Here is a 15,430-nt window from a genome sequence, read left to right as displayed (position 1 = left end):
GTGATGACCGGTGAACGGCGGTTCGACCGCGCGGCGATGGCCGCCTATATTATTGCCTGATTCCGAATCAGGCTCCTCATGCGCGTTTTCAGCGTCCCCCTCTCCGTCCCGTTCCTGCGTACCGTCATCGCCGCGCTTGTTGACGGTCGCCTGGTCAGGGGATTCGACGCGCGCGGCAATCCCGAACGGCTGGCTGACGCGACGCTCTATCTGCCGACCCGGCGCGCGGGCCGGCTTGCGCGGGAGATCTTCCTCGATGTCCTGGACACGGATGCCGCTGTGCTGCCGCGCATCATTGCGCTTGGCGACATCGACGAGGATGAACTCGCTTTCGCGGAAGAGGCGGAACAATTCAGCGGCGCAGCGCCGCTGGAGATTCCGCCCAAGCTTGGCGAGCTCGAGCGGCGGCTGACATTGGCGAGGCTGGTCGCGGCCTGGGCCAAGAGCCCGGTGACCGCGCCGCAGGTGGTCGGCGGCCCCGCATCGACGCTACAGCTCGCCGGCGATCTCGCGCGGCTGATGGACGACATGGTGACGCGCGGCGTCGAGTGGAGCGCGCTCGACAGGCTGGTGCCCGATCAGCTTGACCAATATTGGCAGCATTCGCTGGATTTCCTGCGGATCGCGCGCGTGGCTTGGCCAGCCTATCTCGCCGAGGTCGGCCGTATCGAGCCGGCGGCGCGGCGCGACCTCTTGATCTCGGCCGAAACCGCGCGACTGACCGCACAATCCGATGGTCCCGTGATCGCGGCGGGCTCGACCGGTTCGATGCCGACGACCGCCAAGTTTCTCCACGCGGTCGCCAAGCTGCCGCACGGCGCGGTCGTGCTGCCCGGGCTCGATACCGATCTTGATGAAGAGTCCTGGGACATGATCGGCGGCATGCGCGACGCCAAGGGCAAATTCACCACGCCGCCCGCATCGAACCATCCGCAATTCGCCATGCACGCGCTGCTCGATCGCTTCGCGATCAAGCGCGACGAGGTCGAGATTCTGGGCGCGCCGGCACCACGCGGGCGCGAGATGCTGATGTCGGAAACGATGCGGCCGTCCAGTGCCACGGCGCAATGGCACGACCGGCTGGAGCAGCCCGAGATCGCCGAGAAGATTTCCGCCGGCACGAACGGCATCGCCGTGGTGGAGGCGCCGAATCCGGAGATGGAAGCGCTCGCCATCGCCATTGCCATGCGCGAGGCGAGGCATCTCAATAAATCCGCCGCACTGGTCACGCCGGACCGCGCGTTGGCGCGGCGGGTGATGGCGGCACTGACGCGCTGGAATCTCGAATTCGACGATTCCGGCGGTGAAGCGCTGATGGACACGCCATCGGGCGTTTTCGCCCGCCTCACCGCGGAAGCCGCGACCAAGGGATTGGAGCCACCGACGCTGCTCGCGCTCTTGAAACATCCGCTGTTCCGGCTCGGCGCCGCGCCGGGCGCCTGCCTTCGCGCGACCGAAGTCTTGGAGCTGGCGCTCTTGCGCGGCACGCGGCCGCAAGCCGGCAGCGAAGGCCTTGCCCGCGACTTCGAACGCTTCCGCAGCGAACTCGCCAAGCTGCGCCGCGGCGAGACCTCATCGCTTCATGCCCTCGAACAACGGACCCGGCTCCGCGACGTCGAGCTCGACCAGGCGCAGTCGCTGATATCAAAGCTGAGGGCCGCGCTTGCACCGCTTGAAAGTCTCAGCGCATCCAAGCCGTACGATTTTGCCGAGTTGGCGCTCCGTCATCGCGAGGCTCTCACTGCGTTGTCCTGCGATCAGCACGGCATCGCCGTCGCCTTCGAAGAGCAGGCCGGTTCCGTGCTCGCATCCGCGTTCGATGATCTCGTGGGCGCCAAGAAGCTGAGCGGCGTGATGGTCCCGCTCTCCGATTATCCCGACGCCTTCCAGACTGCGTTTGCCGACCGCATGGTGCGTCGCCCGGAATCGCCGCGCGCGCAACTGCACATCTTCGGCCAGCTCGAAGCGCGACTGACGGAAACCGATCGCGTGATCCTCGGCGGGCTCGTGGAAGGCGTCTGGCCGCCGGCGCCGCGGATCGATCCCTGGCTCAGCCGGCCGATGCGGCACGAGCTCGGGCTCGACCTGCCGGAACGGCGTATCGGCCTTTCCGCCCACGACTTTGCGCAACTGCTCGGCACTGACGATGTGATCCTCACCCACTCGGCCAAGGTCGGCGGCGCGCCGGCGGTGGCCTCGCGCTTCCTGCACCGGTTTGAGGCGGTCGCGGGCGAGGCGCGCTGGAAGGCTGCGAAAGCAGCGGGCGAGACATACGTCCATTACGCCGCCGAGCTCGACCGGCCGGACAAGGTCGAGCCGATCGCACAGCCCGCGCCGAAGCCGCCGCTTGCGACTAGGCCGCTCAAGATGTCGGTGACCGCGATCGAGGACTGGCTGCGCGATCCCTATACGATCTACGCAAGATATATCCTGCGGCTCGATCCGCTCGATCCCGTCGACATGCCGCTGTCGGCGGCCGATCGCGGCTCGGCAATCCACGCGGCGCTCGGCGAATTCACGCAAAGCTTCGCCGCCGCGCTGCCGGACGATCCGCTTCGCGCCCTGCGCGAGATCGGCGGCAAGCATTTTGCGCCGTTGATGGAGCGGCCGGAAGCACGGGCGCTGTGGTGGCCGCGCTTCCAGCGCATCGCGGCATGGTTTGCCGAATGGGAGACCGCGCGGCGCGGCGCTATCGCGGCGATCAATGCCGAGATCCGTGGCGAGATCGGCATCCCCCTCGACAATGCGCGCACCTTCACGCTTTCGGCGCGCGCCGACCGGATCGAGCACCACGATGACGGCTCGTTTGCGATCCTCGACTACAAGACCGGGCAGCCGCCGACCGGCAAGCAGGTGCGCATGGGGCTGTCGCCGCAGCTCACGCTGGAAGCCGCGATCCTGCGCGAGGGCGGCTTTGAGGGAATTCCGGCCGGTGCATCCGTCGGCGAGCTCACCTATGTCAGGCTCAGCGGCAACAACCCGCCGGGCGAGCAGCGGACCTTGGAATTGAAGATCAGACCAGGCGATACGCCGCAATCGCCCGACGATGCCGCCGACCACGCGCGGAAGGAGCTGGAAAAACTGATCCGTCAATTCGAGGACGAGAACCAGGCCTACACCTCGCTGAATCTCTCGATGTGGGCCAACCGCTACGGCACCTATGACGACCTCGCCCGCATCAAGGAATGGTCCGCGGCCGGCGGCCTGGGAGTAGAGGAATGGTGAAAGCGCCGCGCCCCATTCCCGACGCGGTGCGCGCCACGCAGGCGCGCGCGTCCGATCCCAAGGCGTCCGCGTTCGTGTCCGCCAATGCCGGTTCAGGCAAGACCCATGTGCTGGTGCAGCGCGTGATCCGGCTGTTGCTGGAGGGCACACCGCCGGAAAAGATCCTCTGCATCACCTTCACCAAGGCGGCCGCGGCCAACATGGCCGAGCGGGTGTTCTCCACGCTCGGCCATTGGGTCACCCTCGACGATACGGCGCTGGACGCAGCGATCCGTGAAGCCGGCATTGCCCATCCCAATGTGAGGCTCCGACGGGAAGCGCGAAAGCTGTTCGCCTGCGCGCTGGAGACGCCGGGCGGGCTGAAGGTGCAGACCGTCCACGCGCTTTGCACTCGCCTGCTGCAGCAATTCCCGTTCGAGGCCAATGTGCCGGCGCGGTTCGCCGTGCTCGACGAGCGCGACCAGAACGAGATGATGGAGCGCGCCAATCTCGCGGTGCTGCTGGAAGCCTCGCGCAATCCCGATAGCGCCACCGGGCGTGCGTTGATGGTGGCGATGGCGAGCGCGGCCGACGTCACCTTCAAGGACGTGGTGCGCGAAGCCTGCCTCAGCCGCGATCATTTCATGGCCTGGACCGATGCCGCGGGCAGCGCGGTGGCCGCCGCCGGCCAGATGTCGGCAGCACTTGGCGTCGCCGCTGATGATTCGATCGAGGACGTCGAGCGCGCGATCCTGGATGGTCCCTATCTGCCACGCGCGCGCTGGGAGGACATTGCGCTCGTCCTCGACACCGGCAACAAGTCCGACCAGGACCAGGCGTCACGCCTGCGTGAGGCGCTGGTCTTCACCGGCAGCGCGCAGGTCGATGCCTATCTTGGCGTCTTCCTTACCGACGCCGACCGCACGCCGCGCAAGTCGGTGGTGACGAAGAAATTCTTCGACAACAATCCCGCCATCGGTCGGCTGTTCGAAGCAGAAAGCCAGCGCATCCATCCGCTGATCGAGCGCCGCCGCGCCGTAACGATCCGCGACCGCACCGAGGCGCTGCTGCATATCGCGACTGCGGCGGCCGCGAACTACCGCCGCGAAAAGCTGGAGCGCGGGCTGCTCGACTATGACGACCTCATCGACAAGACGCTCGAGATGCTCGACCGCGTCTCCTCGGGTTGGGTGCACTACAAGCTCGACCGCGGCGTCGATCATGTGCTGATCGACGAGGCGCAGGATACCAGTCCCAAGCAATGGGACATCGTCGCGCACATCATCTCCGAATTCACCTCCGGCGCCGGCGCGCGCGACGGTGTGGTCCGCACCGTGTTCGCGGTCGGCGACGAGAAGCAGTCGATTTTCTCGTTCCAGGGCGCGGCCCCGCATGAATTCGATCTGCGCCGCCGGGAGCTGAAGAAGAAGTTCGAGGATGCCGGGCTGAAATTCGATCCTGTTTCCTTCACCTATTCGTTCCGTTCGGGACCCGCGATCCTGCAATCGGTCGACCACGTGTTCCGTGAGCAGGAGATCTATCGCAGCATCCATGCGGTCGAGAACGGCTATCCGCTCCACAATGCGCTCGCCGACGCCGGTCCCAGCATGATCGAACTCTGGGAGCTCGCGGAAGCCGACGACAGGCAGGACATCGAGGGCTGGCGCGCGCCGTTCGACGGCGTCTCCGTCACCAGCCCCGAAGTGAAGCTTGCGAAGCGCATCCAGGCCGAGATCAGGCGGCTGGTGGAAAGCCGCACCATGACCGGCAGCCGCGGCAATCGCCGGCCGCTCACCTACGGCGATGTGCTAGTGCTGGTGCGAAGACGCGGCAACGCGTTCGACGCCGTGATCCAGGCGCTGAAACACGCCAATATCCCGGTCGCCGGCGCCGACCGGCTGAAATTGACCGAGCACATCGCGATCATCGATTTGATGAACCTCGCCGACGCGCTGCTGCTGCCACAGGACGATCTGGCGCTGGCGGTCGCGCTGAAGAGCCCGCTGTTCGGCCTCGACGACGACGATCTGTTCAAGCTGGCCTGGGAGCGCAAGGGATCGCTGCGCCACGCGCTGGCGCTGCATGGGGCGACCGATGAGCGCCTCGCGGCCGCGCTGAAACGGCTCGAACGATGCGAGCGGCGCTTTGCGGACTCTACGCCGTTCGCCTTCTATGCCTGGCTGCTTGGCGGCGAAGGCGGGCGGGCGCGCATCCTGCGTCGCCTCGGCCATGAGGCCAATGATGCGCTCGACGAATTCCTTGAGCTTGCGCTGGCCTATGAGCGCAAGGCACCCAGCTCGCTGCAGGGCTTCGTGGCCTGGCTGCGTGCCGCCGACACCGAGGTGAAGCGCGACATGGAGATTTCGCGCGACGAGGTGCGCGTGATGACCGTGCACGGCGCCAAGGGGCTGGAAGCCTCCGTCGTGTTCCTGGTGGACACCACCACCTCGCCCGCGGACACGCAGCGGCTGCGGCTGATCCATCTGCCACAGGGCAACGGCGCGCCGCACGGGCCCGGCGTCGTGGTCTGGGCCGGCCGCAAGGCCGAAGACCCCGGCCCCGTCGCCAAGGCGCGCGAGGCGATGCTGGAAGAGACCGAGGACGAATATCGCCGCCTGCTCTACGTCGCGATGACCCGGGCTGCAGATCGATTGATCGTTGGCGGCTGCCTGCCCGGCAATATGAAGAAGGTCCGGACTTCCTCCTGGTATGACCTGATCGACAAGGGCCTCGCCAATTCCGACCTCAGCTTGCAGGAGATCGAGACCCCGGCGGGCCTGGTGAAGCGTTATTTCCGGCCCGATGATGCCGATGCGACGACCGGCGTCACGGTGTCGGGGGCGCCGCAGCCGATCGAACTGCCGTCCTGGCTGCAGCGGCCGGCGCCGACTGAGCTCGCCGCCGACAGCCGGCTGCGGCCATCCGACCCCAGCGACGACAGCCGCCGCGTCCGCAGCGGCGAGCAGCTCGTGCTGCGTGCCCGCGCCATCCAGCGCGGCACGCTGGTGCACCGGCTGTTGCAGTCGCTGCCGGATATCGCACCCGAGCGCCGACGCGGTGCGGCGCTGTCCTATCTCGAACGCAATGCCGAGGATTGGACCGCCGAGGAGCGCGCGGCGCTGGCCGAAAGCGTGCTGGCCTTGATCGGCGATCCGCGTTTTGCCGCGGTGTTCGCCGCCGGAAGCCGGGCGGAAGTCCCCATTGTCGGCCGGCTCGAACGGCTCGGACAATCGCCGGCGCTGGTATCCGGCCAGATCGACCGGCTGGTGGTGACGCCGAACGACATCCTGATCGTCGATTTCAAGACCAACCACGCCCCGCCGAAAACTGCGGCCGAGGCCCCAAGGGGCTACATCCGGCAGCTCGCGCTCTACCGGGCCGTGCTGCGCAAGCTTTATCCCGGACGTCCTGTCCGTGCCGCCCTGCTCTGGACCGAAAGTACTGAAATGATGGAGATTTCTGCCTCCTCGCTGGACAGGGAGCTGGCATCCCATCATGCTGGCGTGACCGAGCTTGACCCGGCAGGGGTGCGTTCATAGGTTTGTCGTACGATCCGGCGCGACTCAAATCCCGCCTTTTTCTTCCAACCGAACGAGGTACCCCATGGCCGTTGGCAAGGTTTCTGACGCCAATTTCGAAGCCGAAGTGCTCAACGCGACCGGACCTGTCGTGGTCGATTTCTGGGCCGAATGGTGCGGCCCCTGCCGCATGATCGCGCCCGCGCTGGACGAGATCGCGGGCTCGATGGGCGACAAGGTCAAGATCGTGAAGCTCAACGTCGACGAGAGCCCGAAGACGGCTTCCAAATATGGTGTGATGTCGATCCCGACCCTGATGATTTTCAAGGGCGGCGAGATGGCCTCGCGCCAGGTCGGCGCGGCACCGAAGGCGAAGCTGCAGCAGTGGATTTCCGCTGCGGTCTGATCCGTCTCCTTAGAATAATTTTCGACAACGGCCGGCGGATAGCCGGCCGTTTGCGTTGAGGGAGCGTGTGTTGCGCTAGAGCATGATCCGGAAAAGTGGAAACCGGTTTTCCGAAAAGATCATGCTCAAACAAAAGGATCTAAAGGCCCTCGCCCGTGCCGTCTCCCCGCCGAAAGACCGCTTCCGATTCCGCCGCGCTGGTCGCGATGGAGGCCCGTTCGGTCGATGCCATCCCGCGCGGGGACGAATGGCAATATGAGCCGAAATGGGATGGCTTCCGCTGCCTGCTCGCGCGCCAGGGTGCGAAGGTCGACCTGCGCTCGAAGTCCGGGGAAGATCTCGGCCGCTATTTTCCGGAGCTGATCGCCGCAGCGCTCAAGTTGAAGGCAAGCTCTTTCCTGCTCGACGGCGAAATTGTCGTGCCGCATGGCAAGACGTTCTCGTTCGACGATCTGCTGCAGCGGATTCATCCCGCTGCCAGCCGCATCAAGAAGCTGGCGCACGAAACGCCGGCGCTGTTCATCGCCTTCGACCTGCTCGCGACGGCCACAGAGAAGAAGCTTTCCGCCGAGCCGTTGAGCCAACGACGGCCAACGCTCGAAACCTTCGCCAAAGCGCACTTCAAGTCCACTCCAACATTTCGGCTATCGCCCGTCACCACAAGCTACGCCACGGCTGTGAAGTGGCTGAAGCAATCGGGCGGCGGGTTCGACGGTGTGATCGCCAAGCGCATCGACCTGCCCTATCAGGCCGGCAAGCGCGAGGGCATGCAGAAGATCAAGAAATTCCGCAGCGCCGATTGCGTCGTCGGCGGCTTTCGCTACGCGACCAACAAGATCGGCGGCCGGAACGTCGTCGGCTCGCTCCTGCTCGGCCTCTATGACGATGACGGCCTGTTGCACCATGTCGGCTTCACCTCCGCCATCAAGCGCGAGGAGAAGCTGGCGTTGACGTCAAAGCTGGAGACGCTGATCGCAAAGCCCGGCTTCACCGGGAATGCGCCTGGTGGCCCGAGCCGCTGGTCGACCGAACGCTCCGCGCAATGGTGTCCGCTGACGCCGAAACTGGTGATCGAGGTCTGCTACGATCATTTCAGCGGCGAGCGCTTCCGCCACGGCACCTCGATCCTGCGCTGGCGCCCGGACAAGGCACCGCGGCAATGCACCTTCGAGCAGCTGAAGCAGAAGGCCGTCGATCCGATGAAGCTGTTGAAGGCGCAGGAATCGTAGCCCGGATGAAGCGCAGCGCAATCCGGGGCTTTCCGCACGTGGACAGACTTTCCCCGGACTACGCTCCGCTCCATCCGGGCTACGGCATCGTGCTAGCGGATCCACCCCGTCGCCAGCGCCGATGCCAGTTCCAACTGGCCATTCTCGCGCGCCAGCGCGGCCGTGGCGTCGTGATCGTAGGGCACATGGCGGAACGTCACCCGCCAGGCACCGCCGGCTAATTCCAGGACCGCGTAGCGCGCGTCGGGCGTGCCCGCCTCCACGACATGCTTGTACGGATGGACGTCGCGATAGCCAGGAGAACCGACGCTGCCAGGATTGACGATCAGGCGGCCGTCACGAAGCCGCACCGCACGCGCGAGATGGCTGTGGCCGCAGAGGATGAGCGGCTGGCTGATGCCGCCGGCAGCTTGCTCGATCGTCTCCAGCGATGCCATCCGCACCGTGCCATCAGGCAGCACTGTCTCCAGCCAATAGACTTCATCGTCGGCAGGCGTCGCATGGCAGAGAAAGACCTGATCACGGAACACCCGTGTCGGCGGCACGGTACGCAGCCAGTCGAGATGGCTTTGATCGAGTTGCGCGTACGCCGGCCGGTCCCACGAGCCCATCTTCTCCGGCGGCCGATCGATGAGATAGCGATCGTGATTGCCAAGTACGTGAACGGCACCGAGCGCCATCAGCGTGTCCATCGTCCGCCGCGCGTCCAGCGGACCGCTCGCCATGTCGCCGAGATTGACGATATCGGCAATCCCCTGCGCGCGGATATCAGCAACCACAGCTTCCAGCGCCAGATAGTTGCCGTGCACGTCGGCGATGGCGGCAAAGCGCAGCGTCATGCCGGCGGCGTGCCGTTCACGTCGAGCACATGGCCGGCGAGATAGAGCGAGCCGGTGATCAGGATGCGCGGCGGCACCTCGTAAGCAAGCTGCGAAAGCGCATGCAGCGCGGCCTCCACGCTCGCTGCGATCTCGACGCGCATGCCGAACGCGCGCGCCGCATCCGCCAGCCGCTCCGGCGGCATCGCGCCCGCACGGCCCGGAATCTCGACCGCGATGATGTGGCGCGTCAGACCGGCGAAATTGGCCAGGAAGCCGGATGCATCCTTGTTCGCCATCATGCCGGCGATCACCACCAGCGGACGCGACACGCGCTCTTCGAGATCGCCGACCGCAGTGGCCGCCACGCGCCCGCCTTCGGCATTGTGTCCACCATCGAGCCAGATCTCGGAGCCCGGCGGCGCCAGATTGACCAGCGCGCCCGACGCCAGACGCTGCATTCGCGCCGGCCACTCGGCATTGACGATACCGGCCTCGAACGAGGCGATCCCGATCTTGAACGCCTCGATCGCACGCAGCGTCGCGATCGCGAGTCCCGCATTGTCGAACTGATGACGGCCGAACAGTTTTGGCGCTGCCAGATCCATCAGGCCGCGGTCATCCTGATAAACCAGCCGGCCGCGCTCGACCCCGACATGCCATTGCTGTCCGGCCACGTGCAGCGGCGCGCGCCGGCGCGCCGCCTGAGCCTCGACGACGGTCATCGCATCAGGCGATTGCTCGGCACAGATCACCGGCACGCCGCCCTTGATGATCGCGGCCTTCTCGCCTGCGATCGCGGTCAGCGTGTCGCCGAGGAATTCGGTGTGATCCATGCTGATCGGCGCGATGACGGAGGCGAGCGGCGTCTCAATCACATTGGTCGAATCCAGCCTGCCGCCGAGACCGACCTCCAGCAGCGTGACGTCGGCCGCATGCTGGGCGAACAGGCAGAACGCCGCCGCGGTCTCGATCTCGAAGATCGTGATCGGCTGGCCGTCGTTGACGCGTTCGCAATGTTCGAGCACCGCGTGCAACTCGTCGTCGCCGACCAGCGCGCCGCCGCCGGCGCGGCCAAGGCGATAGCATTCGTTCAGTCGCACCAGATAGGGCGAGGTGAAGACATGCACACGCAAGCCGGCCGCTTCCAGGATCGCACGCAAATAGGCGATCGTGGAGCCCTTGCCGTTGGTGCCGGCAACATGGATCACCGGCGGCAGCTTGCGCTCGGGATGATCGAGCCGCGCGAGCAGCCCATGCATGCGATCGAGGCTGAGGTCGATCGTCTTCGGATGCAGCGCCGACAGGCGCGCAACCAGCTCGCCGAGCGGCGGCGATGGCTGGGCGGCCGGTACGCTCACGCGTGCGGCGCTGCCGGCACGGTTTCCGGTGCCGAGACGATCTGGGTGGGTGCCGTGACCTCCGGCGCAGGTTTCGAGGGCACCTGCAGCGGCGGCGATTTGGTGAGCAGGCGGCACAGCCGCGCCAGCGTCGCGCGCATGTCGTGGCGATGCACGACCATATCGACCATGCCGTGGTCGCGCAGATATTCGGCGCGCTGGAATCCGTCCGGCAGTTTCTCGCGGATGGTCTGCTCGATCACGCGCGCGCCGGCAAAGCCGATCAGCGCGCCGGGCTCGGCGATATGCACGTCTCCCAGCATCGCATAGGAGGCGGTGACGCCGCCGGTGGTCGGATTGGTCAGTACGACGATGTAGGGCTGCTTGGCTTCGCGCAACATCTGCACGCCCACGGTCGTGCGCGGCATCTGCATCAGCGACAGAATGCCTTCCTGCATCCGCGCGCCGCCCGAGGCGGCGAACACGATGAAGGGCGACTTCTTCTCGACCGCGAGCTCGAGCCCGCGCACCATCGCCTCCCCGGCAGCCATGCCGAGCGAGCCGCCCATGAAGTCGAAATCCTGCACCGCGATCACGACGCCCGCGCCCTCGAGCTTGCCGTATCCGACCTTGATCGCGTCATTGAGACTGGTCTTGGCCCGCGCATCCTTGATGCGGTCGACATATTTGCGCTCGTCGCGGAACTTCAGCGGATCGGGTGTTACGTCCGGCAGCGCCACGTCGAACCAGGTCTCGTTGTCGAAGATCGACTTCAGCCGCGCCACCGCGCCCATGCGCATGTGGTAATTCGAACCGGGAATGACGAACTGGTTGGCCTCGACGTCCTTGTAGAACACGAGCTGCCCGGAATCCGGGCACTTGATCCAAAGGTTCTCCGGCGTCTCGCGCCGCAGGATGCTGCGGATCTTCGGCCGGACGACATTGGTGAGCCAGTTCATGCTTCGCTCCGAAATGCGGTCGGTTCCGCATTGGCTGAATATATGGCGGGCCGGGTAACGCCCGGCAAGCCGCCTGCAACGACGATTGCAGCCTATTCGGCCGCTTGTTTGGCGCCCCGTACGCCCTGTGACAGCGCGGCGGCAAGGTCGGCCACGGCGGTCACAGTCTTGGCGGTAGCCCGCCCCTCCGCGTCAAGGCTGCCGCGCAAGGCATCGACCAGCGCGGTGCCGACCACCGCACCATTGGCGCTTTCGGCAATGGCCCGCGCGGCTTCTGGGGTGCGGATGCCGAAACCGACGCAGACCGGCAACTTGGTATGCCGCTTGATGCGCGCCACCGCTTCGCCGACCGCCGTAGCGTCCGCCGCCGCGGCACCGGTGATGCCGGTGATCGAGACATAGTAGACGAAACCCGAGGTGTTCGCGAGCACCGCCGGCAGACGCTTGTCATCAGTGGTCGGCGTCGCCAGGCGGATGAAATTGAGCCCGGCCTTCATCGCCGGCAGGCACAGCTCGGTGTCCTCCTCCGGCGGCAGGTCGACGATGATCAGGCCATCGACGCCCGCGGCCTTGGCATCGGCGAGGAACTTGTCGACACCATAGATGTAGATCGGATTGTAATAGCCCATCAGCACCAGCGGCGTGGCGTTATCATCCTTGCGGAAGCTGCGCACCATCTCGAGCGTCTTCTTCAGCGTCATGCCGCTCTTGAGCGCGCGCAGCCCCGCTGCCTGGATCGACGGCCCATCCGCCATCGGATCGGTGAAGGGCATGCCGATCTCGATGATATCAGCACCGGCATTCGGCAGAGCCTTGAGGATGTCGAGCGATGTCGCAGGGTCGGGATCGCCGGCCATCACGAAGGTGACAAAAGCGGAGCGGCCCTGCTTCGCAAGCTCGGCAAAACGTGCATCGATACGGGTGGTCATGGCGCGGCATTCGCTGTGCTATACCTCTCCCCTCCGGGGAGAGGTCGGCTGCGCAGCAGCCGGGTGAGGGGGATGGAGAGGTTCAAGGCAAGAGCACGAAGCCTCCGCGCGTCGCAGACCAGCGCCGAGGCCAAACTTTGGCAGGCATTGCGCAACAGGAAGCTGGCGCGATGGAAATTCCGCCGCCAGCATCCAATCGATCGGTACATCGTCGATTTCGTCACGCTCGATGGGAAATTGATCGTCGAGGTCGACGGAGCGACCCATTCCAGGGACTCAGAGATCAAGTACGACGAGGCGCGAACAAAGGTTCTCGAAGCCTGCGGCTTCCTCGTCGTGCGCGTCTCGAATACGGACGTATATGAGAATCTCGACGGGGTGCTTGAGATGATCGAAACCTCACTTCGGTTCGAGTGAGCGGAGAGACCCCTCACCCGGCTGCTGCGCAGCCGACCTCTCCCCTGCGGGGAGAGGTCAGAAAGGGAGCGGCGGCGAGAGGTCACTTGTTTCGGCCCTTCAAGATGTCGCCGACTTGCGGCACGTCCTTGTCGCCGCGGCCGGAGAGGTTGACCACCATCAGGTGATCCCTGGGCCGCTTCGGTGCGAGCTCCATCACCTTGGCGATGGCATGTGCGGGCTCGAGCGCCGGGATGATGCCTTCGAGCCGCGACAGCAACTGGAAGGCTTCCAGCGCTTCCTCATCGGTCGCCGAGAGATAGTTGACGCGGCCGGTCTCGTGTAGCCAGGCGTGCTCGGGGCCGATGCCGGGATAGTCCAAGCCGGCCGAGATCGAATGTGCCTCCTGGATCTGGCCGTCTTCGTCCATCAACAGATAGGTGCGGTTGCCATGCAGCACGCCGGGCCGGCCACCCGCGATCGACGCCGCATGCAATTGCGTCAGTCCGTGACCGGCGGCTTCGACGCCGAAGATCTCGACCGAGGGATCGTCGAGGAAGGGATGGAACAGCCCCATCGCATTGGAGCCGCCGCCGATGCAGGCGACGAGCGAATCCGGCAGGCGGCCCTCGACCTCCTGCAATTGCTGGCGCGTTTCGATGCCGATGATCGACTGGAAGTCGCGCACCATCATCGGATAGGGATGCGGGCCAGCCACCGTGCCGATGCAGTAGAATGTGTCGTGCACATTGGTGACCCAATCGCGCAGCGCATCGTTCATCGCATCCTTCAGGGTGCGCGCGCCCGACTGCACCGGGACCACCTTGGCGCCCAGCATCTCCATGCGGATCACGTTGGGCTGCTGCCGCGCGACATCGACCGCGCCCATATAGACCACGCATTCGAGCCCGAACCGCGCGCACAGCGTCGCGGTGGCGACGCCGTGCTGGCCGGCGCCCGTCTCGGCGATGATACGCTTCTTGCCCATGCGGCGCGCCAGCATGATCTGGCCAAGCACATTGTTGACCTTGTGCGAGCCGGTGTGGTTGAGCTCCTCGCGCTTGAAATAGATTTTTGCGCCGCCGAGATGCTCGGTCAGCCGCTCGGCGAAGTAGAGCGGCGACGGCCGCCCGACATAGTGCTTCAGATGGCCGTCCATCTCCTTCTGGAAGGCAGGATCGGCCTTGGCCTCGGCATAGGCTTTTTCGAGGTCGAGGATCAGCGGCATCAGCGTTTCCGCGACGAAACGTCCGCCGAAAATGCCGAAATGCCCGCGCTCGTCGGGACCGCTGCGGAAAGAGTTGGGTAGTGCTGGGCTCATCGAACCATCAATTCTTCTGTGGCGCGCGCGGGCGCGCTGTCTCTACTCCCTCGCCCCGCTCTTGCGGGGAGAGGGTCGGGGTGAGGGGCTCTCGCCGCAAATTCGCTAGCAGTTGTGATCGCGGAGACTCCCCCTCACCCGGATCGCTAACGCGATCCGACCTCTCCCCGTGAACGGGGAGAGGTGAAGGGACGCCACGCGCGGCGCGGATGAAAGCGCGGATCAGCTCGGGATCCTTGATGCCGGGCGACCGTTCGACGCCGGACGAAATATCGACGCCGCCGGCACGGGTGACACGGACGGCCTCAGCGACATTGTCGGCATTGAGCCCGCCTGAGACCATGAAGGGCAATGCAAGCTCGAGCTGTTCCAGCACGTGCCAATCGAACACCGCCCCGAGCCCGCCCGGCCGGGTCGCGCCCTTCGGGGCCCGCGCGTCGAACAGGATGCGGTCGGCGACGGCGGCATAGCCTGCGAGCGGCGCGAGATCGGCCGCCGTTTCGACGGCGAGCACCTTCATCACTTGCAGGCCGAACCTCTGCTTGATGTCGCGCACGCGCGCCACCGTCTCCTTGCCGTGCAGTTGCAGGATGTCGGGCTGCAGCGTCTCGACGATGTTTTCGAGGGTGGCGTCATCCGCATCGACGGTGAGCGCCACCTTCACGGCACGGCCTTTCGCCTGCCGGCCGAGCTCCCGCGCGGTCTCGAGCGAGAGATGCCGCGGCGAGGGCGGAAAGAACACGAAGCCAACCATGTCGGCACCGGCATCGAGCGCGACGTCGAGCGTCTCGCGCGTGGACAGGCCGCAGATTTTGACGAGCAGGGACATGGTCTCTCAGGAGCGCTGCAACGGCCGAAACTTGCAGCTCCGGCACGGACGGGGCGGGTTCTACAACGTCGCGCCCTGCTTGTCTCGCCCGACGACCCCCGCTGAACCGCCATTTGATGGGGCTGTGAGGCGACGCCGTTCGGCTTGAGCTGCGGCCAAGGTCGCCCGCAGATCGGCCAGCTCCGCCCGGGCCTGCCGGGCGTCAGCCTCATGCTGTCGCGCCGCGCGGCGCCAGCGATGCTGCTGGAACCAGGTCGCCACCCCGCCCGCGAGCACGCCCAGGATCGCCACGATAATGAGCACGAGGAACAACGGCAGCGTTATCGCCACCGTCGGAGTGGTCGAATTGAACGGATCGAATGAAACCGTCACCAGGTGACGGTTCGCAACAGCGAAGATGATGAAGAACAGGCCAAGCAGGATGACGAGCAGCGTCGTGAAGAACTTTCGCATCACCATCCCTCGCATCGGCCGACAATCG

11 protein-coding genes and 1 pseudogene are annotated in these 15,430 nt (G+C 65.8%); 5 read left to right on the top strand and 7 right to left on the bottom strand.

Going from position 1 to position 15,430, the window contains the following annotated elements; all coding sequences use genetic code 11:
* The first annotated feature begins 78 nt into the window (after positions 1–78).
* From addB to AC5ZG1_RS04345, 4 genes are all read left to right on the top strand, one after another.
* On the top strand, positions 79–3,225 hold the full coding sequence (gene addB / locus AC5ZG1_RS04360; RefSeq protein ID WP_496132062.1) for a double-strand break repair protein AddB: 3,147 nt from the start codon (positions 79–81) through the stop codon (positions 3,223–3,225).
* On the top strand, positions 3,219–6,743 hold the full coding sequence (gene addA, locus AC5ZG1_RS04355; protein ID WP_496132061.1) for a double-strand break repair helicase AddA: 3,525 nt from the start codon (positions 3,219–3,221) through the stop codon (positions 6,741–6,743). Before addB ends, addA begins: the two co-directional genes overlap by 7 nt.
* Before the next feature lie 64 nt (positions 6,744–6,807).
* Positions 6,808–7,128, top strand: coding sequence for a thioredoxin (gene trxA / locus AC5ZG1_RS04350; RefSeq protein ID WP_027580982.1), 321 nt, complete (start codon positions 6,808–6,810; stop codon positions 7,126–7,128).
* A gap of 206 nt (positions 7,129–7,334) precedes the next feature.
* Positions 7,335–8,357, top strand: a complete 1,023-nt coding sequence (locus AC5ZG1_RS04345; RefSeq protein WP_496132094.1) for an ATP-dependent DNA ligase — start codon at positions 7,335–7,337, stop codon at positions 8,355–8,357.
* A gap of 92 nt (positions 8,358–8,449) precedes the next feature.
* Here the strand turns inward: AC5ZG1_RS04345 and AC5ZG1_RS04340 are convergent, their stop codons facing one another.
* The 4 genes from AC5ZG1_RS04340 to trpA form a co-directional block, all read right to left on the bottom strand.
* Positions 8,450–9,190, bottom strand: a complete 741-nt coding sequence (locus tag AC5ZG1_RS04340) for a metallophosphoesterase family protein (RefSeq protein ID WP_496132093.1) — start codon at positions 9,188–9,190, stop codon at positions 8,450–8,452.
* 2 nt (positions 9,191–9,192) lie between these two features.
* Entirely contained in the window at positions 9,193–10,536 is a 1,344-nt protein-coding gene (locus tag AC5ZG1_RS04335; RefSeq protein ID WP_496132060.1) for a bifunctional folylpolyglutamate synthase/dihydrofolate synthase, read from the bottom strand.
* Entirely contained in the window at positions 10,533–11,474 is a 942-nt protein-coding gene (gene accD / locus AC5ZG1_RS04330; protein ID WP_130226699.1) for an acetyl-CoA carboxylase, carboxyltransferase subunit beta, read from the bottom strand. The genes AC5ZG1_RS04335 and accD overlap by 4 nt, the downstream gene beginning before the upstream one ends.
* A gap of 92 nt (positions 11,475–11,566) precedes the next feature.
* Positions 11,567–12,403 (bottom strand): tryptophan synthase subunit alpha, encoded by an 837-nt coding sequence (gene trpA, locus AC5ZG1_RS04325; RefSeq protein ID WP_496132059.1) that lies wholly within the window; start codon positions 12,401–12,403, stop codon positions 11,567–11,569.
* 72 nt (positions 12,404–12,475) lie between these two features.
* Here trpA and AC5ZG1_RS04320 point away from each other — a divergent pair, with 72 nt between their 5' ends.
* Complete coding sequence (locus AC5ZG1_RS04320) at positions 12,476–12,820, top strand: endonuclease domain-containing protein (protein WP_130226701.1); 345 nt, start codon at positions 12,476–12,478, stop codon at positions 12,818–12,820.
* Positions 12,821–12,902: 82 nt separating this feature from the next.
* Here AC5ZG1_RS04320 and trpB read toward each other — a convergent pair whose 3' ends face one another.
* From trpB to AC5ZG1_RS04305, 3 genes and pseudogenes are all read right to left on the bottom strand, one after another.
* Positions 12,903–14,120: a tryptophan synthase subunit beta gene (gene trpB / locus AC5ZG1_RS04315; protein ID WP_028167305.1), complete on the bottom strand. Its 1,218-nt coding sequence runs from the start codon at positions 14,118–14,120 to the stop codon at positions 12,903–12,905.
* A 196-nt stretch (positions 14,121–14,316) separates the two neighbouring features.
* Positions 14,317–14,949: pseudogene (locus AC5ZG1_RS04310) on the bottom strand (phosphoribosylanthranilate isomerase); the annotation flags it as partial.
* A 60-nt stretch (positions 14,950–15,009) separates the two neighbouring features.
* Positions 15,010–15,402, bottom strand: coding sequence for a LapA family protein (locus tag AC5ZG1_RS04305; RefSeq protein ID WP_130226703.1), 393 nt, complete (start codon positions 15,400–15,402; stop codon positions 15,010–15,012).
* Between the last annotated feature and the right edge of the window lie 28 nt (positions 15,403–15,430).

Source organism: Bradyrhizobium sp. Leo78 (assembly GCF_059512425.1).
This window is presented reverse-complemented; position numbering and strand designations above follow the sequence as displayed.